This is a genomic window from Niallia sp. NCCP-28 (assembly GCF_023168165.1).
GTDB lineage: Bacteria > Bacillota > Bacilli > Bacillales > Cytobacillaceae > Niallia.
The window spans coordinates 195,509-219,786 of the sequence record NZ_BQYJ01000003.1 but is presented as its reverse complement, the minus strand read 5'-3'; the positions used below and the strand labels follow the sequence as shown (position 1 = coordinate 219,786).

27 protein-coding genes are annotated in these 24,278 nt (G+C 34.3%); 10 read left to right on the top strand and 17 right to left on the bottom strand.

Translation table 11 applies throughout. From position 1 onward, the window contains the following. Positions 1-256: 256 nt before the first annotated feature. The gene (locus NCCP28_RS10405) at positions 257-712 is read right to left on the bottom strand and encodes a hypothetical protein (protein WP_248561349.1); all 456 of its coding nucleotides are present in this window, start codon (positions 710-712) and stop codon (positions 257-259) included. Positions 713-1,203: 491 nt separating this feature from the next. Here NCCP28_RS10405 and NCCP28_RS10400 point away from each other — a divergent pair, with 491 nt between their 5' ends. Next, on the top strand, positions 1,204-1,365 hold the full coding sequence (locus NCCP28_RS10400; RefSeq protein WP_248561348.1) for a hypothetical protein: 162 nt from the start codon (positions 1,204-1,206) through the stop codon (positions 1,363-1,365). Between the two features lie 960 nt (positions 1,366-2,325). Here the strand turns inward: NCCP28_RS10400 and NCCP28_RS10395 are convergent. The 3 genes from NCCP28_RS10395 to NCCP28_RS10385 all read right to left on the bottom strand — a co-directional run bounded on the left by NCCP28_RS10395 (position 2,326) and on the right by NCCP28_RS10385 (position 3,175). Beyond that, positions 2,326-2,727 (bottom strand): helix-turn-helix domain-containing protein, encoded by a 402-nt coding sequence (locus tag NCCP28_RS10395; RefSeq protein ID WP_248561347.1) that lies wholly within the window; start codon positions 2,725-2,727, stop codon positions 2,326-2,328. Positions 2,728-2,738: 11 nt separating this feature from the next. Then, entirely contained in the window at positions 2,739-2,897 is a 159-nt protein-coding gene (locus tag NCCP28_RS10390) for a hypothetical protein (protein ID WP_248561346.1), read from the bottom strand. An 83-nt stretch (positions 2,898-2,980) separates the two neighbouring features. Then, on the bottom strand, positions 2,981-3,175 hold the full coding sequence (locus NCCP28_RS10385) for a helix-turn-helix domain-containing protein (protein ID WP_248561345.1): 195 nt from the start codon (positions 3,173-3,175) through the stop codon (positions 2,981-2,983). Between the two features lie 170 nt (positions 3,176-3,345). On the opposite strand from NCCP28_RS10385, the gene NCCP28_RS10380 reads away from it, so the two are divergent. From NCCP28_RS10380 to NCCP28_RS10345, 8 genes are all read left to right on the top strand, one after another. Beyond that, positions 3,346-3,762, top strand: coding sequence for a helix-turn-helix domain-containing protein (locus NCCP28_RS10380; RefSeq protein WP_248561344.1), 417 nt, complete (start codon positions 3,346-3,348; stop codon positions 3,760-3,762). Positions 3,763-3,834: 72 nt separating this feature from the next. Further along, the gene (locus NCCP28_RS10375) at positions 3,835-4,815 is read left to right on the top strand and encodes a 3'-5' exonuclease (protein ID WP_248561343.1); all 981 of its coding nucleotides are present in this window, start codon (positions 3,835-3,837) and stop codon (positions 4,813-4,815) included. Between the two features lie 180 nt (positions 4,816-4,995). Next, positions 4,996-5,574 carry an ImmA/IrrE family metallo-endopeptidase gene (locus NCCP28_RS10370; RefSeq protein ID WP_248561342.1) on the top strand — a complete coding sequence of 193 codons (579 nt, stop codon included), beginning with the start codon at positions 4,996-4,998 and terminating at the stop codon, positions 5,572-5,574. Continuing rightward, positions 5,553-6,491, top strand: a complete 939-nt coding sequence (locus NCCP28_RS10365; protein WP_248561341.1) for a DUF4747 family protein — start codon at positions 5,553-5,555, stop codon at positions 6,489-6,491. Before NCCP28_RS10370 ends, NCCP28_RS10365 begins: the two co-directional genes overlap by 22 nt. Position 6,492: 1 nt before the next feature. Next, complete coding sequence (locus NCCP28_RS10360; protein WP_248561340.1) at positions 6,493-7,029, top strand: hypothetical protein; 537 nt, start codon at positions 6,493-6,495, stop codon at positions 7,027-7,029. Positions 7,030-7,195: 166 nt separating this feature from the next. Further along, positions 7,196-7,699, top strand: coding sequence for an N-terminal phage integrase SAM-like domain-containing protein (locus NCCP28_RS10355; RefSeq protein ID WP_248561339.1), 504 nt, complete (start codon positions 7,196-7,198; stop codon positions 7,697-7,699). 7 nt (positions 7,700-7,706) lie between these two features. Continuing rightward, positions 7,707-7,979, top strand: a complete 273-nt coding sequence (locus NCCP28_RS10350; RefSeq protein WP_309296625.1) for a tyrosine-type recombinase/integrase — start codon at positions 7,707-7,709, stop codon at positions 7,977-7,979. Between the two features lie 125 nt (positions 7,980-8,104). Continuing rightward, complete coding sequence (locus NCCP28_RS10345) at positions 8,105-8,377, top strand: tyrosine-type recombinase/integrase (protein ID WP_375709389.1); 273 nt, start codon at positions 8,105-8,107, stop codon at positions 8,375-8,377. Between the two features lie 152 nt (positions 8,378-8,529). On the opposite strand, the gene NCCP28_RS10340 is transcribed toward NCCP28_RS10345, so the two are convergent. From NCCP28_RS10340 to miaA, 9 genes are all read right to left on the bottom strand, one after another. Next, positions 8,530-12,102, bottom strand: coding sequence for a DEAD/DEAH box helicase (locus tag NCCP28_RS10340; protein WP_248561337.1), 3,573 nt, complete (start codon positions 12,100-12,102; stop codon positions 8,530-8,532). Between the two features lie 3 nt (positions 12,103-12,105). After that, complete coding sequence (locus NCCP28_RS10335; protein WP_248561336.1) at positions 12,106-12,996, bottom strand: hypothetical protein; 891 nt, start codon at positions 12,994-12,996, stop codon at positions 12,106-12,108. A 244-nt stretch (positions 12,997-13,240) separates the two neighbouring features. Continuing rightward, positions 13,241-14,578 (bottom strand): type I glutamate--ammonia ligase, encoded by a 1,338-nt coding sequence (glnA, locus tag NCCP28_RS10330; RefSeq protein WP_248561335.1) that lies wholly within the window; start codon positions 14,576-14,578, stop codon positions 13,241-13,243. Positions 14,579-14,621: 43 nt separating this feature from the next. Beyond that, the gene (locus tag NCCP28_RS10325) at positions 14,622-15,041 is read right to left on the bottom strand and encodes a MerR family transcriptional regulator (RefSeq protein WP_248561334.1); all 420 of its coding nucleotides are present in this window, start codon (positions 15,039-15,041) and stop codon (positions 14,622-14,624) included. Positions 15,042-15,150: 109 nt separating this feature from the next. Continuing rightward, the gene (locus NCCP28_RS10320) at positions 15,151-16,428 is read right to left on the bottom strand and encodes a methionine gamma-lyase family protein (protein WP_248561333.1); all 1,278 of its coding nucleotides are present in this window, start codon (positions 16,426-16,428) and stop codon (positions 15,151-15,153) included. A 10-nt stretch (positions 16,429-16,438) separates the two neighbouring features. Then, positions 16,439-17,692 carry a GTPase HflX gene (gene hflX / locus NCCP28_RS10315; protein ID WP_248561332.1) on the bottom strand — a complete coding sequence of 418 codons (1,254 nt, stop codon included), beginning with the start codon at positions 17,690-17,692 and terminating at the stop codon, positions 16,439-16,441. A 360-nt stretch (positions 17,693-18,052) separates the two neighbouring features. Then, positions 18,053-19,012, bottom strand: coding sequence for a stage V sporulation protein K (gene spoVK, locus NCCP28_RS10310; protein WP_248561331.1), 960 nt, complete (start codon positions 19,010-19,012; stop codon positions 18,053-18,055). Positions 19,013-19,191: 179 nt separating this feature from the next. Next, positions 19,192-19,431 (bottom strand): RNA chaperone Hfq, encoded by a 240-nt coding sequence (hfq, locus tag NCCP28_RS10305; protein WP_248561330.1) that lies wholly within the window; start codon positions 19,429-19,431, stop codon positions 19,192-19,194. 36 nt (positions 19,432-19,467) lie between these two features. Further along, the gene (gene miaA, locus NCCP28_RS10300) at positions 19,468-20,421 is read right to left on the bottom strand and encodes a tRNA (adenosine(37)-N6)-dimethylallyltransferase MiaA (RefSeq protein ID WP_248561329.1); all 954 of its coding nucleotides are present in this window, start codon (positions 20,419-20,421) and stop codon (positions 19,468-19,470) included. Positions 20,422-20,701: 280 nt separating this feature from the next. Here miaA and NCCP28_RS23605 point away from each other — a divergent pair, with 280 nt between their 5' ends. Continuing rightward, complete coding sequence (locus NCCP28_RS23605; RefSeq protein WP_282579553.1) at positions 20,702-20,830, top strand: hypothetical protein; 129 nt, start codon at positions 20,702-20,704, stop codon at positions 20,828-20,830. 80 nt (positions 20,831-20,910) lie between these two features. Here the strand turns inward: NCCP28_RS23605 and NCCP28_RS10295 are convergent, their stop codons facing one another. The 4 genes from NCCP28_RS10295 to nadA form a co-directional block, all read right to left on the bottom strand. Beyond that, entirely contained in the window at positions 20,911-21,171 is a 261-nt protein-coding gene (locus tag NCCP28_RS10295) for a hypothetical protein (protein ID WP_248561328.1), read from the bottom strand. A gap of 70 nt (positions 21,172-21,241) precedes the next feature. Continuing rightward, complete coding sequence (locus tag NCCP28_RS10290) at positions 21,242-22,264, bottom strand: sigma factor-like helix-turn-helix DNA-binding protein (protein ID WP_248561327.1); 1,023 nt, start codon at positions 22,262-22,264, stop codon at positions 21,242-21,244. Positions 22,265-22,529: 265 nt separating this feature from the next. Continuing rightward, positions 22,530-22,934, bottom strand: a complete 405-nt coding sequence (locus tag NCCP28_RS10285; RefSeq protein WP_248561326.1) for a hypothetical protein — start codon at positions 22,932-22,934, stop codon at positions 22,530-22,532. 217 nt (positions 22,935-23,151) lie between these two features. Beyond that, a complete protein-coding gene (gene nadA, locus NCCP28_RS10280) occupies positions 23,152-24,258 on the bottom strand; it encodes a quinolinate synthase NadA (RefSeq protein WP_248561325.1) in 1,107 nt (368 codons plus the stop codon). Between the last annotated feature and the right edge of the window lie 20 nt (positions 24,259-24,278).

The window sequence follows — 24,278 nt, the reverse complement described above, 5'->3', positions numbered from 1 at the left end:
CTGCCGTTTAGTGCCCCTTAACTCTTCAAGATTATGCTTACTTAGCCCCTTTTTCCTTGCTATCTATTTAAAATGCAAAATATGCCAATTCTGTAAGTTTGACAATCAATTAAGAAGGTGTGTTGATATAAAGTTTAAAGATCATCTGAAGACAGACCAATTTAAGCAGTTGAAAAAGATGGATACATAGGCAAATCTTAGATAATAGAAAAAACGTCTTCTACCTAAACAGAGGTTGTTTGTTAGCAACTTATTATTATTCACTTTTTAGCATTACAGTATCTTGCCACTTTTGATATAAATAAAAAATTAAAGCCATCAGAGTCATTATTAAAAGAGATTCAAAACCATTCATTTCTTGACGCTCAAAAAGACCCAACTTTCCGTAAAAAGGTGTTACTACATAACTCTGGAAAATATCGAATAACAAATTTACTATAAAATACAACCAAAATTTTCCATAATTAAAATAAAAAATCAGTAATGTTCCTACAGCAAACATTCCATATACAGTTGGAGTTATATCAGTCAAGAATGGTAAATTTTCTTTTACAAAAAACCAATTTAGCTTTTCAGCTAACTGGTAAAGGATTGAATTTAAAACAATTGATAATAGCAAAACAGGAAAAAATCTTTTTATACGATTTTTATCAAAAAAGAGTAATAAAAACCATGGAAGAATCAATAATCCCCACCATAATAATTGCTTCAAAAATAATACACCTCCACATACTAGTTATGTTTAGTATGTAAATAAAATGCAGTATTATACAAGCCCCATAAGAGGAAGAATGCTCCTAAAAGGTTAGAACCGCCTTAATAAAAATCGTCTTGTATGTCTTCAAATCTATCACCATAAGTAAAGCCGATAATTCTAATACCAGGTGCGAATTTATGGTTCAGATTTTCATCATATATTTTCTTATAATAAGCTAATTTAGAATCAAAATTTTCGTAGCTGTTAATGATTGCAAGAAGATGGAAATTTAGTTTTATACAAAGATGGTAATACCCCCCTTATTAACAGCCAATTCATTTACCATTTCACTTGGTATTAGTACATTCTTAAATGCTCCGTCCACAATTAGCGATATAGCGATATTCTTCATTTCACCCTTCCTTTCCACTTCCGATATTACTAACTATCTTTTGTATAAATTTTTCTAATTTAGAAAAGATAAATTTAGAAGGAGGTGTAACTTTATGTCAAAAAATCATTCTGTATTAGGACTTGGTGTATTAGCTGTCCTTCTAACAACAATATATACTGCAATATTAGCTTCCCAATTAATGGCTACAAAACACAAAGTTGATTACCTTTACTTTAAAGATAAATTTAGTCATAAAGTACAAGCAACTAATTAATTGTTCTTAAAGCCTTCTTTATACAAAAGTAGGCTTTTTATATAACTCCCTTCCTTTCTGCACTGTAGTTATCGACTGTTCAGTAACTCAATATTGTTAAATCGTATTTTGATTCCATAAATTCTACACATAATTGAAGATTGCAATCATTCCTAATCTCGTGTAAATGATATTAATATCATCTTTTATAAAAGTAGTTCCTAAGAATTCATTCAATATTGCTAAAACTCATTTTTGCCAATAGAAACTAACACCTCTGTAAAATGGTCTTGATAACCAAGCAATTACTTTACAGTTTAAATCCAATTCGTTTTGTATATCTTCTAATCGAAAATAAATATTTTTTTTAGGTACGATCATCCATTCATTAAGAGAATTAATAAAACATTTTGGGGAATATTTCTTAACAATGCTGATAAAATTAGTTACTTCTTTCTGCATATTAGTTATCGTAGCCGCCGCCTATGATGCATTAAATAGAATGGTAATCGGTTATTTCAACCGTCCCTTCTACACACAGTTATCCTTATGTGCTAAAAGTTACTTTATAAATGTTTTAATTCATGAATTCTTTTAGCTCAATTGTATATAATTACCTTTAAATATCTTGTTTCCATTTATTATTAATAGGATATACACAATGAATAGAATATCTTACTTACTAGGAAGTGATACCTTTGCAGCTAATAAAAAAGGAACTACAGCGCTTAGAAGATGATTATCAAAAATGCCATAGTGTTCTTATAAAAAAACAAATTAAAATTGATATAGAACTTTTAAGAAACGCTATTTTTATTTATAATCAACAGAATAATTAATAATATTGTTTTTCTACTAGTCATCCATTCAACACTTTACCCAATCTATATACACTTGTACCAACTATCCCCTCTAATCGGTACAAGCTTTTATTTATACTTACTTTATAAATTTAGCAGCCTAAATAAGCTCTCTCTAAAATTAATCATACTGGCTGCGGCATAGAACTTTTTTCATTTCTTCTCGTTCATCCGCTGTTCGGACGTTTGCTGGCTTCACCCAGCAAACGGTATTCAATTGTTCCAAAGCTTCGGCGGTTTCTTTTCTGACTAAGTAATGCATACTGGCTGGATGCTGATCTATGTATTCACCGTCAAAGTAAGGAATGCTAACTATTCCACTAACTGCTTCCCATGTTTCAAAATAGAATTGTGGATCATCAACAGATTCGGTTACTTCTTGATAAAGCTCCTTTGGCATTTTTCTTGCTCCTGTTTCATATTTGGCAATCGCTTCACGGCTGTAGTTTACATCGGCCGCTAAATCCTTCTGCGTCATGCCCTGGCGTTTCCTCGCTTTCGATAATAAATCGCCAATGGCCATCCCATTTCCCCCTATTCGTTAAAACCATGTTTATTTAAAAACTCAACTAATTCTTTACCAGCATCTTGCTTAGAGTATTTTTCATCAGCCAAAAGATTATAGGCAATTGATAATATGTCTGTTTTTATGTCGGCTTTATAGAGCATTTCTTGGATATCTTGTGCTTTCAAAGAAATAACCTCCTTTTCTATCACAACTAGCTGGTTAAATTGTGACGAAGTTTCCATTAAATTTAATTAAACTTTACGCTGAATCAATCTTTGGAAAAATTTATAACTGATACTTTTAAAGCCTGTGATATAATTTGCAATTCATCAGTTGTTATAGGCCTTCTTCCCATTTCTTTCATGCTATATGCCTGAACTGTTATACCAAGCGCATCAGCAACTATGGACTGATTTATATTTTTCTCTTTTCTAATACTTTTGATTTTCATATTTATAGTCATTAATCCACCCCTTTTATTCAACGTAAAGTTTAATTTGTTATTTCGACTATATTTAACATAGTGTTTACATTCAATTTCTTTCAACTTTTTGTTTGATTTTTTCAACATTACGTTTATTTATTGTATTATGTACTTAATAAAAGTTATTTCTAGAAAATGGTGATATTACAGTGAGTTTGGGATCACGTTTAAAAAATGAAAGAGAAAAGAGAAATTGGTCTCAATTACATGTGGCAAAAAAAGTCGGTATTACCAATGCAGTTTTATCTAATTACGAAAGAGATGTTAGAGATCCTGATACTAACACTTTAAAAAAACTAGCAGATCTTTATGATGCTACAACGGATTATTTAATTTCTGGAACTAAAAATATCCTTGTATCAGGGAAAAAAATTGATTTAACTCCACAAGAATATAAAGTATTCGAAGAGTTAAAAAGACACCCTATCTTCTTTCACGATTTAGCAAAAAATCCTGAAAAGAAAATAAAGGAACTTATTAAGCTACAGAAGGCAAAAAATCTATTCTTGGATGATGACGATGAAGAAGAAAATCGTGGAGATGGATTTGGAGAATTTGAAGATTAAGACTTTATATAAAGGTATTATTATCTAACCAATTTTCTGCATTAAATTATTAAATTTGATGAGGTGTCTTCTTTGTATAATAACCAGACTGGCTCTTATTATAATAGTGATATTAACAAAGGTTCTCACTGTGCACAATGCAATAGCGAATTGCCAACAAGCCCTATTAAAAAAATTCATGATACAGTTTTTTGTAAAAGTTGTTTTGATTTAATCAAAAGTAATTATGCATCTATTGTCGGTAATATCTATGAGACAATATTCAAAATACATAAAAGCAAAGATCTCTTTGAAAAAAAAGAACTTCTTCATGAATTAATTAATGTTACTAGTCAATTAAGAAAAGAAAAGTATTTTGACTATAGAATTAATGACATGCATATAGATGATTTTCGGGTTCAATGTCTTAGAGACTATGCTTTATATAACAATACCATTAATAACAATAGAAAAAAGTTAACACTTGAAGAGAAAGAAAAAGTTCAGACTACCTTTATACAACAAAAGAAGCCTTATGATCGTTATATTGCTTTTGATTTGGAGACTACAGGGTTAAGTCCCGAAAAACATGAAATTATTGAGATAGGTGCAGTAAAAATTATTCATGGCTATGCAGTTGAATATTTTCAATGCTTTGTCAAAACAAAAAAAAAATCAACAAAAAAAATAATACAAATTACAGGTATTACTGACCATGACCTAGAAACAGAAGGAATTCCTCTAAATGAAGCATTAGAAAAATTGTCCGAGTTTATCCAAAGTTATCCCTTAATTGCTCATAATGCTCCTTTTGATATAAATTTTATCAAACAGTATGGTGCAGAATGCAATATTAAATTTAACAATAAAGTTGACGATACATTAGCTTTAGCAAAAAGATATATGAAAGACGTAAGAAGTGATGGATATTCTTATAAGTTATCTGATTTATGCGATTATATTGGTTATAAACCCGAAAAATCGCATAGGTCCTATGACGATGCTTTAGCAGCTGCTTTTTTGTACGAGTCAATAAAAATAGATATAAAGTTTAAAAGAGAATTTGAAATGTAGATTTTTTATCTTGTGAAATTTTTTTGTATCAATTAACACGATTCCTAAATCGTGTTAATTTTTAACCTATACATAGTAATAAACTACTATTAATTTAACTTTTTATGGACAATCGTTCTTTTATAAGAATCGTAGGTTCATCATAAAAGATTAACAACATGTACGACTGGGGTAATGATGATGCAAATTTTAGAGAAGAAAATAGATGATTGGGAACGACGGGCAAATACAGTACTTTCACATTTCAATTATCAACATGCAGATGAAATTGATTTATACGATATCTGCTGGAGATACGGTATTTTGATTAAGCCCTTAGATCAAAACTATTTTGCAGACATCGAAGAATATACATCTATTAAACATTTAAAATCATACTCTATCCCAAAACACAACGGTCGCCGTGGCACCATCTATATTTTCCCCGATCTAGATCCAATCGAAAAAAGAATGCTATTAGCAGAAGAATTTTGTCATATCTATTCCCACTATTCTTCTCAGCTAATGATGGACAAGCTTACATTAGACAAACAAGAAAGCCAAGCAAAACGGACGTCAGCATACCTGCTTATGCCCCACCACTTCCTAAAAGATATTTATACAGCTACAGTCAATGAGCCAATATTAATAAACGATATTGCTGATCACTTCCTGGTGACAAAAGAATTTGCGCATTACCAGCTGGAGTTGATTTACAAACATAGGGTGGATGGGTTTGTGCAGATTAGGGAGAGATTGTGGAGTTTGGAGATTTATTAATTAATAATTTATTCAAGGAGATAAGGAAAATGCATAAAAGAACGTTCTACGCAGCTAAGATTAATGTACATGAGAATATATTTAGTTTAGATTTAAATGAAATCATAAATGTTCATATTCCTAGAGTCATTATAGAATCCAAACCAATAAAAATTAATTCATGGAATTGGTCTTTTACTGATGTATCAAAGATTCCTAACAACAATGAAACTATAATAATTGGCAATGTGACAAAATCAAAGTTCAAAAATCAAAAAGTTAAGATTGGCGACAAAACTGTACAAAGAACAACTGATTATGAGTTAGCACACACTGCTTTCTTTGTTTATGATCCTCAATCTGAAATCCTAGCACATGAAAGTACTGGTTCTATTAGTGCTCAAGAGTTCAGAGAATTATTCACAAAATTATTAAGCAGCGATACTATGGTTGGTGATGTTGTTATCAATCCTATACCAGTTCCACAGCATATTAGAAGCCAATTACTTACAATTGATAATATAACTCATGTAGGATTTTATTTAATACATCCTAACCCAGGTAAAGAAGAATTTAATTCCTATCAAGATATTATAAATGATGCAGGATTAAAGGAATTAATTATTCAAATGGAGAATAAAGATGGTTTTAAAGTACTTTCTGACAAAACAAGCGATGAAAAGCCAGAGTTTATTAATTCCATTGAGAATGGTATTAGCTTAGTTGAATCTGGTTATGGTACTATTGACGTAAAAGGATATAACGAAGTAGTTGTAAAAGGAAAAAGAAAAGATAGAATTGAAAAGTCTAAAAAGAAATTTTCCTCCAGAAAATCAGTAAGACATATTATTTTACATGAGATCGACAATTTAAGTCTTGTTAGTAAATTATGTTCATTTATTAAGTTATCTAAAAATAAAGTTAATAGTGGTGATTAATTTGATAAATAAAAGAAAAAACAAGTTGCAGTATAATGACACTACTTATTTAGGGTTATTTAAAACAAAAGGGATTAAATTTTACATAAATTGGTCCCTTTTCTGGGCTTTCTTAATAACAGGTTCAATCGGTTACTTTCTATGGAAAACCGGCGATTTTAGTAAACAAGTTAATGGTATTGGGTTCGCTATTAATGAACCACTAATTGGTGCTTCAGCCTCCATATTTGGGATAGTAATAGCATCCCTAACTTTAACAATTACTTTATTTCATCAGTCTTTACTTCCTATCATGCTAGAAAAAAAACTATTACACAAGTTTCTCTTTCCGTTTTGGAAAGCAGTAAGTCTATGGGGAATTAGCATTTTATTATGCCTTTTATTAATTTTTTGTGAGAACGCTATTATATTAGCTCCTTTCACTAATTATTTTACTTTCTTAGAGATATTTATTTTTTTATATTCCACCTTTTACACTGTAAGTTTGACAGGGTTAGTTATTCAATTAGCACTTCAAAGAGCTCAAATGAAAGATTAATACTCTATGATGTGCTTTTTTTATTGACAAAAAAAGAACATACGTGCTAATTTGTTGTATATTTACAAGAAGAGCTTTAGTTCTATAATTACATTGTACCTTGTAATAACTATTTTTGTTCCCTAATTCCCAATAGGATATAAGCAATAAAAATAAAGGGAATACAATGGCAAGTTTCAAAAGAATATTCCCTGGTAATTGGTCTTTCCGATACAAATATAAAGACAAAATAACGGGAAAACAGCGTGAAGTAAAGCGACAAGGGGTTCAGTCCAAACCTCTTGCTGAAAAAGCTTATGAAGAAATAAAACGTAGTATACAGCTGGGCTTCGACTCGGCTTCCAATGAAACACTTGCTGAATTTCTAGAGTTTTGGCTGAAGGAATATAAGGAAGGCAAGATCGCGAAGAATACTTATCGAATACATGAGAGAAATATCAAAAATTATATTGTCCCCTACTTCCAGAACATCCAGTTAGATGATCTAAGCTATAAATTATATCAAAAATTTATTAATCATTTAATTGAAAGTAGCTATAGTAAGAGAACTGTTGAAATCGTTCATAGCACGATGTATGGGGCCATGCAAAAGGTAAAAATATTAAGAAAGATACATGATAATCCATGCACCGATGTTTCCATCTACTCTGCCAAGGGAAAAATAAAATAAGGCAGCAATCAAGTTCATTCCTTATGATAAAATCGAGACTTTCTTAGATGCTGTTCTTACTGACAATTATACGTACTATATCTTCTTTCGTTTTTTAATTGAAACAGGTGTCCGCAAAGGTGAAGCCCTTGCCCTGCAATGGAGTAATGTGGATCTTTCTTCTAACCGTATACGTATAGAGAAATCTTTAGATTATGAAGCAGCGTCTGACGATGAATTATTCAGCGATACAAAGACTTATCACTCTGTAAGGGAAAAATACCTATCACCAATCGTTTAGCGATGGATTTTCGCTCACACAAGATCAGACAGAACGATAATATCTTTCGCTTAAAGAAAGCCTATAAAAGTGATCTGGATTTGTTCTTTTGCAGAGAGAATGGATCACCGCTGCCGAAGTCCACTTTGTTTAATGCTTTTCGTAGAATACTAGAAAAAGCTGACTTGCCCTCTCTCAGCATCCATACATTACGTCATACGCATGCTGTACTTCTTTTGGAATCAAATGTTGAAATGAAATATATCCAAGAAGCTTTAGGCCATGGTTCCATGCAGATTACTTCAGATATTTATACTCATGTAAGTAAAAAAATTGAAACCGATGCAATTGAACGTTTTGAATGCCCTACGAAAGATATTATTTATAGAGCTAATCAAAATTTCAAATCAAATAGCTAATAATTACATTGAATTAATAAACGCCTTTATCTAGGAAGGCGTTTATCGTTTTAGTATGACTATTATTTAATTTAGTTTATAAAGATCTAAACAACATGTTTCAAATCGAATTTTCAGAATTTTTTCAACCTAGTTGATTATGACAAACTATTCTATAGATACTTTGTCATAATCACCGTACTTGAATTGATATTAAGGATAAAGTCAAATCTAGATTCCTTATTTTCCACCCAATCATCCGGAATTTCACCTTTCGCCAATTCATATCCAGCGGGGTCAATCCAAGATATATAGTTATCCGACATTATAGGAATAACTCGCCATTCAGAAATTTTTATATTAGTAAAGTCTCTTGATAAATTTGCTTTAAACTCTTTACTAGTACTATTTATTATAGCTAGTTTATTTTTAGGGATATTTTCATTTAACCATTTTTTTATTCTTCTTGGATTTAAAATTTCATCAACAGGAATTCCATTACAAGTTTCATAGTAATGTTCTGCCCTTTTCTCAGCATTAGTGCGTGTATATTCTATTCCATTAGCTAAAATCATAGAAACAACAGGATCTAATGTTCCCCAATTAAATAACTCTTTTAGCCAAAATACTATCCATGGTAGCCCAGTTTTAGGCCAATCTTCAATCTTTGTTTCTTGTAAAATCCCTTCATTAGTATCATCCAATATAAGAGCTAAAACAGTACCGAGCCCCCAATTAAATTTATATTCAAATTGTGATTTAACAAATTTTATCCAATCAGAAACCTGTTTTTTTGTTGGTTTTTTATTTACTCCTTTAGGGTTTAACCACCACGACATAATATCATTCCAAGCGGGTGGATTTTTCCCTCTTCCAAAACTGTCAGGTACTTTAAATTTCCCAATCATACTGATTAATTCAACAGTATGATTTATGTACATTAGCCGCTCTTTATCTGTCCAATCCGTATAAGTGGTACCAGTTTTTAAGTGTTCTCCAATATTTATATATTCTTTTATTATTGCTTTCCCATACCTTGGCGATACACTGGTACGATAAAGTCGGCGTCTTAGTTCACTATCAGGATAAATCTTTTCTTTTATTGCATTGCCTCTAGTCACGAATACATTTCCCCAAAGTTCTTCATTGCTCATAACATAGTTTGCATAAGTTTTTCTCCAAACATCCTTTAAAAAATCTTCAATCTCGAATTTATTGTATTCTTTACCTACCATCAGCTCTTCTTCAACCAATATTGAAATAAGATATCCATCCAAGGAATCAAGAGACTCCTCTGCTAATAAACTTCCTTCCTTTGTTGGAGTTTCATGTGGCACTACTGTTTCTAACCATTTAAAAAATTCACTTTGTGAAGTGGAGTTAGAAACACGACTCCATTCTTTAGCAATATTTCTCAATAATGCCCCTAGCGGACTTAACATTGGTGTATCTTCCTCTGGTATTTGTTCCTTTGTTAATTCATCAACTATTTTAAAATAATTTTTATGAGCAGACTTACTACTGTAATCTAAGGGTTTGGATTCTAAAAATATAAGAGTACGTCCTTCAGTACCCGAACCAGGCCTACCAGCTCTCCCAACAAGGTTCTTAAATTCAGAAACAGGAAGTGTTTCTTGCCTCCGCATTAAAGTGGGTATAATGACTGTTTCAAAAGGTAAATTTACACCCTCAGATAATGTAGATGTTGCAATGGCTATAAATACTATTCTCTTCTGAATAAGCTCAATTAATAACCTCGCAAGTAAACCTGGCATACTACCGTGATGTACTACTATCCCCATTTTAAGAAGTTGAAATTCATTCGATTCTATACCAAAATAATCTTCACAAGCATTTAAACATTTTTCAAATAGTTCTCTCTTTACTGCATCAATTGGTAGCGAGAAAAAATTAGGAATTTCCTTTCCTGCTAATATTTTATTTATTACATTTAAAAAGTCTTCAGCATATCCACTGACATGTTGTGTGATTGATATTAATACCGAATGCTGAACTCCTAATTCATCAGGTTGTGCTAATTGCATTGTAGCCCAAAACAGATACGGTCTTTGTCGCTTACTTACGCCTTTTTTTTCATTAGTAAAGCTCTTTGGTATTTCATTATACTTTACAGGAAGCGGCTTAAAGGGATTCTGTATAAATGGAACATCATCTTTGTTACCATTATCACTAAAACCCAAATCATTACCATTTAGTGAGTCATATCTAATTTCGAACTGTCCTGTCGGTAACCATTCAAGACGTCCAATTAATTGTCGAGTACTTCTATAATTTGATATAACTGGATTAGCGGTTTCACTTCCTGATATCCATTGTGCGAGTGATTTATTTTCTTCTGCTACTGCAGAGAGTGCAATTATTCGTTTTCCCCCTAAATAGCGTAATATACGATTAGTAAGCATTTCTAATCTTAAACTTCTATCATCCGCTGTTCTTAGTCCATCATAGTTACTACCATTGAATTGCACAGAGTGAGCTTCATCAATAACAACTAAAGAAACTCTGTTAAGAAATAGTGGGCCTAGAAATCTAATTAATGCTTCTCCCTTCTCATAAGTACAAATTAATACAGCCGGTTCTTCAGTATTAATCCAAGCATCGGTTGGGCCCCAATCAACTCCTCCATATAGCCCAGTAACTTTTACTGAATAACTACCCAAATTACCAAGCACTGTTTTCATTTTCGCTTCCACTTCTGTTGCTAGTGCTCTAGAAGGAACCAGATACATAACAATGGAACCGGCTGCTAGATGCAAGATGTTCTCTTCGTCTTGGAAAATGCTTTGAATAATAGCTAACTCTGCTATAGTAGTTTTCCCTGATCCTGTTGGTGTACATAATGCAAAGGATCCATCTTTTAATAATCTCTCAATACCCTGTACTTGAGAATACCATGCAAGTGATTTTCTTGATTGATAATTACTCCTAAGATACCTTTCAAAAGCTGACTTTCCATAATCAGATACACCGACCTTTAATTGTTGTACATAGCCTCGCATTGACCCATTTATAAATTCGGCTACAACTTCTGATACAATTTTAGAGAGTAGCCATGAATAATTATCAGTTCCATAAATCATAATTTCAGATATGTCATGTAACTTTTTTTGTGCTTGTTTTAGTCTTTTTCTTTCGTCCCAACGCATATATGCACATAAAACCCCTAAGGATCTAATTATTTCTTCTACTACCCTTATATTTATATCTTTTTCATTAAATTTATCTGCATTGTTAGTAAATTCAGTAATTTTCCCACTCCAAAAATCAGTAATTAAAGAAAGTACCTTAGGGAAGTCTCCTTTTAGAAGAGCAATGAGTATTCGAGACTCACTTGAATCCGAAATTTCATTATTTAGTAAACCCATTGAAAGAGCTGGATATCCTGCCAATTGGTATACCCCTGCTGAAAGAAGACGTAAAGGTAGCTTTTCTACATTTATTTCAGGATGAGAAAGCCATTCTAATAGTTCTCCAGATCGTTTAAGTAAACTTCTCCATTCCCCTCCCCCTATCTCACGTTCTGTTAATCCTGCATCGAGCAGTGTAACTGCATCTGCCAACCTATCTGAGAATTCATCAGCTCTCCATCCTTTTAAGCTAGGCTGGTTCATTTTCATTCGAGTATACTGACTGTACAATTTAGCAAACGATGGAGGTAAAGCTTCACTAGCCAATTCTGAACGCACAGCTTGAAGATATTCAAATGTTTTTTCATTATCTGTCAAGGATTATTCTTCCTTCCCGTACATTTCTTTTACCAATTCATCAACATTAGTAATTTGAATTTCAACTGCTTCTAACTTCCTTTCACCCAAATAGTTAGCATGAGGATCCTCACGAGAAATCCAGCTTAATTTACTTTTCGGTGACTTAGGGAATTGTCCACAAACATAGCTTACACAATCGTATCTCTCAAAACCATTCTTGGCTAAGAATAATTTTCGCAAAGCTGTAATCCATATTTCTGCTTCTTCATTACCTTGATATGCTTTTAATGCAGTAATTAATCGCGATAATTCTACAGGCTTTTGATTTGCACTACTAATTTTAGTATGTGCATCAGCTATCATATTTAGATTATATTTTGCTGTGCATTTAGCCTCCAAGAACAGTATTTTCTCAATACTATCCCCTTTCAAAACAAACGCCAAGCAATCATCGCCCGTTCGGCCATAAGTTGCTTTCTTCATTGTGCCCGTCTGTCGATACATTTCTAATTGATCAAAAGCTGTTTCATGGAATCTAAATGAAAAAATTGGAACTCTCCAGTTCTCTTCACCAAAAGGAGAAAAATTTTCTGCAACTAAACCAGAGAAAAATTCTCCAAAATATCCTTTTAGAGTCGTCAAGTCCAACATCTCAGGGTAACCATTAGCAGGATCTATATCCTCGTCCCATTCTTCTAGTGGATCTAAAGTATCTCTTAAAAACTCTCTTAGCTTAAACCTAGTATCGTCATGTGCTCTCTGGACTAAGGGTTTTAATTCCTTAAGTATAGCTTCTTTATCCTCAGATTTATTCTGTTCTCTAATTAAACTATGCCTATATTGCTTGTCAGCATTCTCAGATACATCATTATATAACCATGAATTTAGCGATGGTAATTTTAGCCCACTCAACAAATAACTTCACCCGCAGTTCATATTGTTTTCTATCAAAATAGTATAATCATAAGATGTTGTTGCAGTTGTCTTATAGTTCAACAGAACATGGAAATTTTTTTAGGCCATTAAAACTTGTGCAATTTTATTTAGTCAAATTGGGGGGCAAAATCGGGGCATTAATTAAAAAATAAATATTTCTGTATGATGCTTGTCCCCCATAAAAAAGCCCTGACGCTTACAGCGCCAAGGCTTCTATTTCTTAGTACATTTCCATGTATTGATCTCTTTCCCATGGATGGACTTGCGTGCGGAACATGTCCCACTCGATTTCTTTTGCTTCGATAAAGTGTGCAAAGATATGTTCGCCAAGTGCATCGATCATTACATCGTTTTGTTTTAGTTCTGTTAGGGCGTCTGAAAGTGTTGCAGGAAGGTCGACGATTCCTTCTGCTAGGCGTTCTTCTTTGCTCATGATGTAGATGTTGCGATCTACTGGAGCTGGCGGGAACATGTCGTTTTTGATGCCGTCAAGTCCTGCTTTTAGAAGAGCTGCCATTACAAGATATGGGTTTGCTGCTGGGTCAACGCTGCGCACTTCAACACGTGTGCTTAATCCCCGTGATGCTGGGATGCGGATTAATGGCGAGCGGTTGCGTGCAGACCATGCTACATAACATGGCGCCTCGTATCCTGGCACTAGGCGTTTATATGAGTTTACAGTCGGATTTGCAATCGCTGTAAAGCTCGTTGCATGTTTAATAATACCTGAGATAAATTGCAGCGCTGTATCGCTTAATTCTAATTCGCTTGATGGAGCGAAGAAAGCATTTTGGCCATCTTTAAATAAAGATAGGTTGCAGTGCATGCCTGAGCCGTTTACGCCAAACAATGGTTTCGGCATAAATGTTGCGTGCAGGCCATGTTTTCTTGCAATTGTTTTAACAACCAATTTAAATGTTTGAATTTGATCGCATGCTGTTACAGCGTCTGCATATTTAAAATCAATTTCATGTTGTCCCGGGGCTACTTCATGATGGGATGCTTCAATTTCAAAGCCCATTTCTTCTAGCTCAAGAACAATGTCGCGGCGACAGTTTTCCCCTAAATCTGTTGGAGCTAAGTCGAAATAGCCGCCATTGTCATTCAATTCAAGGGATGGATTGCCCTTTTCATCCAATTTAAATAAGAAGAATTCAGGCTCTGGCCCTAAGTTGAAATCTGTAAATCCAAGCGCTTCCATTTCTTTAAGGATTCTTCTTAAGTTATTGCGCGGATCTCCTTCAAATGGTGTGCCATCTGGATTGTAGATATCGCAGATCAAGCGTGCCACTTTGCCTTTTTCCGCTGTCCATGGGAATACTACCCATGTATTGAGATCAGGATATAAGTACATGTCGGATTCTTCAATGCGCACAAACCCTTCAATGGATGATCCATCAAACATCATTTTATTGTCTAATGCTTTATCAAGTTGGCTAATTGGAATTTCCACGTTTTTGATTGTTCCTAGAATATCTGTAAATTGAAGGCGAATAAATTTAACATTGCTTTCTTCTGCAAATCGTTTGATATCTTCTTTAGTATAATTTTTAGCCATCCCCATATTCCTCCTTGATTCCCATATGTTTTTTATATGCTACTTATCTTGGAAAAAATCTTGACATATCGCCCTGATGCATGGATGGGCGAGTTGAATTGTTAAAGCGTCCAGCATTTAGAAGTTCCTTGCGCAGCAGTTTGCGCAAATCTTCGTCTGACAACTCCCGGCGAGCTTTTTCTGCTTCTTTCTTCACTTCATCTGTTAACACTTGCTTATCTTTTACAGAGAAAATTTGCTTGATTCCAGCTAAATTTACTCCTTGATCGATTAGATCCTTGATTTCCAATAGTTTATCAATATCAGTTAATGAGAAAAGTCTTCTGTTGCCGTCCGTTCTTGCTGGAGCCACTAATTCATGCTCTTCATAGTAGCGAATTTGTCGAGCGGACAGCTCTGTTAACTGCATAACAATACTTATTGGGAATAGAGGCATCGACCGACGAATTTGACTACCAGACATAGTAATCGGCTCCTTTTATATATAAATTTACCCAAATTCATTATAAAATTTGTAAGATATATTGTCAACTAATGTGACAGTTTCTACCCCTTGTTTGTCAATAACTTGATTATGCTTCGTTTATTGTAATTAACTGCTGTTCCAATAAGCGATTTACTGCCATACATACAGCGATTTTCACATGAGAATATGTTAGCCCGCCTTGGACATATGCCACATAAGGAGGTCGTATTGGCCCATCTGCTGTCAGTTCAATGCTTGCCCCTTGGATAAATGTCCCTGCCGCCATAATAACGTCATCTTCGTATCCAGGCATATAGTTTGGATACGCTGTTACATGAGAATTTACAGGAGAAGCATATTGAATCGCCTGGCAAAACGCCACCATTTTATTTTTATCATCAAATTGGACAGACTGAATTAAATCCGTTCTTAACGCATCCCATTTTGGAGTGGAATTCATTCCTAATCTGTCTAGCATCGCTGCTGTAAACACTGCACCTTTTAGACTTTGGCCCACAACATGGGGAGCAAGGAAAAACCCTTGGTACATTTCTTGCAGGCTATAAAGGGACGCACCTGCTTCTGCACCAATTCCTGGTGATGTCATCCTGTAGGAGCAAGCTTTAACCAAGTTCTCTTTGCCGACAATATAGCCTCCTGTTTTCGCAATGCCGCCGCCAGGATTTTTTATTAAAGAACCTGCCATTAAATCTGCGCCAACATGGCATGGCTCCAGAGATTCCACAAACTCTCCGTAACAGTTGTCGACAAATACCACCACATCTTCTTTTAATTCTTTTACATGCGAAATCATTTCTTTGATTTCACTGATGGTAAAAGAAGGTCTTGTCGCATATCCCTTTGAGCGCTGTATGCCAATCATTTTTGTATTCGGTTTTATTTTTGCAGCAACGCCTTCAAAATCAACAGTGCCATCTTGTTTAAGATCAACACTATCATATGAGATATTGAATTCTTTTAAAGAGCCGACTCCATCACCGCGAATGCCGACGATTTCTTCTAATGTGTCATACGGTTTTCCCGTAATATACAGAAGTTCGTCTCCTGGGCGCAAAATCCCAAAAAGGGCAATGCTGATTGCATGTGTTCCTGAAATAATTTGCGGGCGTACAAGACCTGCTTCCCCGCCGAAAGTTTCTGCATAGATGCTCTCTAACGTGTCTCTCCCAATATCGTCATAGCCATATCCTGTTGACGGGATAAAATGAGATTCGCTGACTTTATGGTTTTGAAAGCTTTGCAGCACACGAAATTGATTTTCATCTATTTTTGCTTCAATTTGCTGGTGAACAGGATGAATTTGCAATTCGACCTCTTCTGCCAACCTTTTTAAATTACTGCCAAATGTTAATTGTTCGTACATTTTTGTCTCCTCAAATTCCTCTAAGCTGCGTGAGCTTGGTGTTTAATGCATGCTCTTTTAAACAATAGCCTTTGCATAGATATACTTGTTTTTCTTCTTCGAAAAATAAGCTTCTCAATATCGTTTCATTTTTTAATTGAGACAGAAGTTTGCCATTCTCAGCTGGCACTTCCACTTCATAATAATCCATGTTTTCAATCATGATGCTTTCGATTTTCTGCTTCAGATTTCCCCGATCATCTGCATTTAATGCCGACATCATGATACTATCTTGAGTGGATGTCGGCACAAATTCTTTATACATTAAGTCTCGCTTATTATAGACCGTAAGTTGGGGCATTTCTGGCATATCCAAATCATTAAGCAATTTATGTACTGTTTGTTCATGCTGAAAATATTCTTCATTGGACATATCTACAACATGAAGCAATAAATCCGCTTCCCTCACTTCTTCTAATGTAGAGCGGAACGCTGCAACCAATGTTGTCGGCAAATCTTGAATAAATCCAACCGTATCAGTAATAAGAGCCGTAAAACCACTTGGCAAAATTACTTTTCTTGTCATTGGATCAAGTGTGGCAAATAAAATATTTTCTTCAAAGGAATCTGCTTCTGCCAAACGATTAAACAACGTGGATTTCCCTGCATTTGTATAGCCGACAAGAGCAATTTGAAAGGTGCGGTTCTTTTTCCTTCTTTCCCTATAGCGATCACGGTGCTGTACAATCACTTGAAGTTGTGCTTTAATATCATCAATTCTGCGGCGAATATGGCGGCGATCTGATTCCAGCTTAGTTTCACCAGGCCCTCTTGTTCCAATTCCAGCACCAAGTCTAGATAATTGCAGTCCTTGGCCCCCTAACCTTGGCAGCAAATATTGAAGCTGAGCCAGCTCTACTTGCAGTTTCCCTTCTTTAGAGCGTGCCCGTCCTGCAAAGATGTCTAAAATCAGCTGCGTGCGATCAATAATTCTTGCTTCAATATTTTTGGAAAGATTCCGCACTTGGCTTGGCGACAATTCATCATTAAAAATAATAATATCCGCTTCCAGTTCTTCAGCCAATGCTTCCAATTCTTCTACTTTCCCTTTGCCAATATAGGTAGAGGGATGAATGCGGTCGCGATTTTGGGTAAGAGACACAAGAACCTCGCCATTTGCCGTTTCTGTTAAGCTCGCCAATTCTTCCATTGAATAGTCAAACCTTTTTGTATCATCGGTCGTTTGACAGCCCACTAATATAACTTTTTCCTTTGTTTCTTCCAAGTAAAGACCTACCTTTCTTTTTACTTAAATAATAACAAAAAAAACGTTTTCTTTCTAAAAAAATTCATTATTTTTATCTATCCATTGCCATAAAATCAAATAACCCTACCAAAAGGATAGAATAATTTTAGTATATCCATGTTTCTATACACTAGCATACTCTTTTCAATAGTTACAGCTTTTTTTCCTTCTTTTTCTTTATAATAAGAAAACAACAAAAACTAACAAAATTCTATTTTTTCAGCAAAAGAAAACTTCCATCAGCGGGATTTTTCCTCATCCAGTTTTCTTCTTGTCATTTCTTTTTAGCACCATTCGTTAATATAAAAAAAACACTAACTACAAACAGTTAGTGGCATTTTAATAATCACTATCCTTTTTTTCAAAAATCAAATCATTGCTGCGAATTGTCATTAATTCATGTTTGTCATAGTTAGATTGCATTAAAAGACGCATCGCTTGAGCTCTTATGGATTTTTCAATAATATTGCGCACATATCTTCCATTCGAAAATGTTCTTAAATGTTGGTCATCTCGAACAGAAGCTAAATGATCTTTCATCACCTTTTCCGCTTCATGGCTTAGTGTGTACTGCCTCTCATCGAGCATTCGATAGCCGATTTCCATCAACTGTTCTGTTGAATAATCGGGAAAGTCAATGACAAGGGGAAAACGAGAATGAAGACCAGGATTTAAAGACAGAAAAAAATCCATCTCTCTTGAATAGCCGGCAAGAATTAAAATAAAATCATGCTGTTTATCTTCCATATGTTTGACTAAGGTATCAATTGCCTCCTTGCCAAAATCCTTTTCTCCTCCCCTTCCAAGGGAATAGGCTTCATCTATAAATAAAATTCCTCCCATTGCTTTTTTTACGAGATCTCTTGTTTTTTGAGCAGTATGCCCAATATATTCCCCTACTAAATCAGCTCTTTCCGCTTCAATTAAATGTCCCTTTGATAAGACATTCATTTTTTGAAATAGTTTGCCAATCAATCTTGCAACCGTCGTTTTTCCCGTTCCTGGATTGCCTTTAAACATCATATGAAGTGCTTGTTTGCCTGACTTCAGACCATTTTCTTCTCTTTTTTTATTTATATAGATCCATGCATATATTTCTTTAATCATTTTTTTCATCTCATCCATGCCAACAAGACTTCCTAATTCCTCTTCTATTTCCCTAAGCGCTGCATGTTCACTTGGCAGATTTTTAGGGATTGGCTTGTTTTCTGGCAGCTCTCTTGGAAGAACCTTTTTTTTCTGCGAGTTAATCATTACCGTAATCTGTCCATTGTTTTTCATCCTTATTGGATTTTCCAAAAGCCACACCTCCTAATAGACCAATCCGGCTTATATCTTATGCTGCAAAATAATTCTCAAATTCCCCCATAAAATATATATATTCAACGATAAGTGCAATCATTATGATTTTTTTGAAATCCTAAAAACTTGCATAAAAAAACTTCACGCAACGTTTTGCGTGAAGTTTTTTCGATTATTTATTGAGCTTGGTTTCCTTCCAAATCAATATGCACATTTTTTAACGGAGAAAAAGTTGAAATAGCATGTTTATAGACAAGTTGCTGTTTTCCTTCTGATTCAAACAAGACAGTAAAATTATCAAATCCTTTAATTATGCCGCGGATCTGATAGCCGCTTATTAAAAATACGGTAACACTTGCACCATCTTTTCTTAGTTGATTTAAAAATTGATCTTGAATATTAACAGATTGCTTCATGAATATCCTCCTCTTTTCTCGCTACTAGTATGTATTCTATTTCCGTTCAAGCTTTCCTTCCAAAAAGTTTGAAATTTCCTCTATTTTTTTTTGAATGTTATTATTTTTCACACATTCTGTCATATTAAACCATTGTACACCCATTTTATTGCGAAACCAAGTGAATTGTCTTTTGGCATATCTTCTTGAATTTTGTTTTAATTCTTCCACTGCTTCTTCTAATGTAGAAAGATCCTCAAAATATTTGTAAATTTCTTTATAGCCAATTGCTTGGATCGATTGACAGTCTCGCAAATTTTGCTCATAGAAACCCTTTACTTCCTCCAAGAGCCCCTGCTCGATCATTTTATCCACCCGTTCATTAATGCGGCTGTAGAGAAGTTCTCTATCCATTGTTAAGCCAATAATTGCTGCATCATAAAGCAATTCTTTTTGTTGCTCCTTTTGCCATTCAGAAGCCTTTTTGCCTGTAACATGATGTATTTCCAGTGCTCGAATAACACGGCGGACATTTTGATATGGAATTTTTTCGGCAGCTATTGGATCTATTTGCATTAACTGCTGGTGCAAAGCTTCTGCGCCTTCCACTTCGGCAGCTTTTTCCATTTGGCGGCGATAATCTAGGTCTGTTTTTGTTTCTTCAAATTGGTAATCATAAAGAACTGCCTGTATATAAAGGCCCGTTCCCCCAACAATAAAAGGAATTTTCCCTCTTTTTGTAATTTCGCTGATTTTTTCTCTGACTAATTTTTGAAATTCTGCAACAGAAAAGGAATCATCTGGATCGATAATATCAATAAGATGATGGGGAATTCCTTCCATTTCCTCTTTTGTGATTTTGGCAGTGCCAATATCCATTCCTTTATAAATTTGCATCGAATCGCCGCTGATAATTTCACCGTTGAATTTTTTTGCCAATTCAATGCTTAATTTCGTTTTGCCAACAGCGGTCGGGCCTATCAAAACCACTACCTTTTCTTTTCCTGTCAATCACGTTCAACTGCCTTTGCTTGCATTTTTAGTAATCAATACATCTTCTTTTTTATTTTACCATAAATGCACTTCCTTCACATCTTATAGCATTATTGCCAAATGTTCTAATTTTATACGTAAAAACCGCTGCGTTATCCTGCTTTCTTTTGCCTGCTGCAATTGTTTATTTCGTAAAAAAAAACGCCTTCTGTCACATCCCAAGTTCGAATAATCAGCAAAAAATAAGGATATATTAATAATATATCCCAGTGAAATAGTGATAAGGAGGCTTAATTAAATGCTTCGACAATTACTCAGCATTTTTCAGATTAATGAAGAAGACGAAGATTTTTCTATTTACCTTGATGATTCAGAATATGATGATGAACAAGGAGAATTCTTGAGTGAAAACCATTCACCTAAATAATAAAAATAGGGGCTGAGTATAAGCATCTTCCTATAAGCAAACGGGATTCTTATTTCAGCCAACTCTATTCTTTTTTCCTTCTATCTTAACTTTTGTCCACTAACTCCAGTTATTTTTAGTTGATACTTATCTTTTTTTGTGATGTTCACCACTTCTGTTGATTCAATAAATTTTCTAACTCCTCTTTCCATTTCTCGAGCTGTCTCTGCACTTTTTTTATTTTCTTTCAGCAGATCAGTATAAATAGCGACTTCCATTACACCATGCTTATAATGGATTTCCACATTCCGAAAATGATAGTTTTCATTTAACTCCAATGCTTCTGTTATATATGGCACCAATTGAATCCACCTTGCTTCACTTTCTATTTTTTTCTTATTGTAATAATGAAAAGCAATTTTTCTTTTGTCTTTATGCTTTTTTTTGCATTTGCTCCATTTTTCCCAGCAGTTCCGCCTTTTCTTTGCTTGAAAAATCATCAGGAATCCATAAAGTCCATTTTTCTTCTTCCATATCTATAGAAAAAATAGGAAACTGGCGCACCCTCAATTCAGACACTTCTTCCATCATTTGCTGTTCCTTTTTCTCTTTTTCAGTTATTTTACTATCTGTATCTTCTGTTTCTACAACATCATAATAATCTAAAACGACATTATAATCAGCTTTCCGTTCCTTTAGCGCCTTATTTACAATTGCAAGCATTTTGTTATTTTCACTCGCATTCTGTTTTTTGTCCGAATAAATGTAAATAACTTTTTCTTCGTGATAAGCAGAAGGATAAAAATTATAAAACCCATGTTTTTCCAATTTTTTATTTATTTCTGTTTCTATTGTTCCTTCTTTAAATAGTTGGACAATATCAGGGCCAGCACTAACTTTTGTTTTTTTGATAAAAACAGCATCAACTGTCCCTTCTGCTACGAAAACAAAAGAGATAAAAAAAGACAAAGCAATCCATTTATTCCTATTGCTTTTGCTGGGTTTATAATCGCTGCCATTTCCAATAGAAGAAAGTTTTGATTCATCCACCTCCACTTGGCTCCAGCATTTTTGAAAAGTTTCCCGATATATTTCTATAGAAGAAAAGCGTTTCGAATCTGTCCAAATTGGCAGCGCAGTTATTAAACTGTTTCTCACTTTATGGACTGACATGTGCATAATTTCGGCAATTTTATTAATAGGAAAGTTTTTTCCATAACGAAGAAGGATAATCATTCGTTCTTCTGCTGAAAGTTTCGGCAAGTTCAAAAGCAAAAAATGACTATCCTCTTTCCATGTTTCCTTATTGTATTTTTCAAATTTCCTCCATAGTTTATAAAGGGTTTTCACATAGTCTTCAAACTGTCTTTGCTCATAGGTAAACTTTGTCTTAGACAGTGCTTTTTCCATTAAAAAATACGCTTTATTCTTATTGCCTGTTAGGAAATAGGCCATAAGATATACTTCTTTTTTAGTTTGCCTAGGGATGGAAGTTTTTTTTCTATTTTTTTGAAAAAACAATTTATTTCTTCTCTTCTTATTTAAGATTTATCGGAAAATAATACAGTATTTACCTTAATAGTAAAGAGTCCTCAACCTGTTGTCATTAAAAATATGCATTTTTTGTGAAGTTTTTCACAAAAAATAAAAAAATAAAGAAGCCATCTCTATGATAATGGCAACTAACGAAAAAAGTATGCAATGGGATGGTTATCAACATTCACATATACTTTGATTGATTTAATAATATCTCTTTCACTTTATTCGCAGGTTCTCCCTCTAAATGTGCGTATGTATGGGCAATGGGATTAATGATTTCAGTGCTGCTGCTCGAGAACCAAATTTTATAATTTTCGATTGACTCTGGGATATTAGGGCTGTATACATAACAAAGGTGTATATCCATATCTTCTAGCCTGGACATGCTGACATTTTCTTTTTGCCAGCGTGCATGATCCCAAACATATTGCAGCTCATGCAGCATTTTTATATCTTCGATTCGCTTCTTTTCCAGTTCATCCTGCTCAGCAATATCCACTCTCTTTAACTGCGCTTTTTTTGCAAAAACTAAATCACGGAAAAGCAGGACAAAACAGATTAGCAGAATACCTATCGACAGCCACATGCAACGCTACAACTCCTTTTTCTTTATTGGACAACCCTAATTGGAAAATACCACCCATTTTTTCTATATATATATTTAAACGAATGAAAAGAAAAAAAGTTACAATATTATTAAATTTTCTATTAATTTTTTAAAAATAGTTAATTATAGCACTATTATTTGTTTTTCTATACAAAAAACCTGCCAGTGTTTTTCTGGCAGGTCAGGCTTTTCCCATTTAAGAAAAAGCAAGCATTCTTTCAAGTGCGAGTTTTGCATTGCTTGCAGTTGGTTCATCAACAATAATGCGATTATCTTCAAATCCTGTCTCTAACGATTCAAGACACCAGACAAAATGAGGCAAATCAATGCGGTTCATCGTTAAACATGGACACATATTTGGATTTAGAGAAATAATCTGTTTATCTGGATGATCTTTGATAATCCGTTTTACGAGATTCATTTCTGTCCCAATCGCAAAGGCAGTGTTTGGATCTGCCTGTTCAATCACATCAATAATATAATTGGTAGATCCGGCATAATCAGATAATGCCACCACTTCCCGCCTGCATTCTGGATGGACAATAATTTTCATGTCTGGGTAGCTATGGCGCACTTCCTTAATATTTTCCACTGTAAAATTTTCATGGACAGAGCAATGTCCTTTCCATAAAATCACTTGAATATTTTCTATCTCTCCATCGTACTCTAATTGATCAAGTATAGGATTCCAAATTGCCATATTTTCTAAAGGAATCCCTAAATTAAAGGCCGTATTTCTTCCTAAATGCTGATCAGGCAAAAATAATAGTCTTTCTTTTTGCTTCAATGCCCATGAAACCATTTTTTCCGCATTGCTGGATGTAACCGTTGCTCCCCCGTTAACGCCAACAAATGCTTTAATGGCAGCTGTTGAATTTACATAAGTTAAGGGAATAATTGTATCTCCAAATATTGCTTGCAATTTTCCCCATGCACGATCTGTTTGGTAAATATCGGCCATATCGGCCATGGAGCAGCCAGCCCGCATATCTGGCAAATATACTTTTTGCTGTTGGTCTGTTAAAATATCGGCGGTTTCTGCCATAAAATGGACACCGCAGAACACAATAAATTCTGCATCTTTATTTTCAGCAGCCACTTGGGCAAGCTTGAGACTATCTCCAGTTGTATCCGCAAATTGAATCACTTCATCTTTTTGATAGTGATGGCCTGGCACAAATAGTCGTTTGCCGAGTACGTGTTTTACTTTCGCTACTCTCTCTTCAAGTTCTGCTGTTGACATTTTTATATACTTTTCTGGCAGTCTGCCTGTTTTCACTTGCAATTGCTCTAGTATGCTCATCCACCATTTCCCCCTCTAGC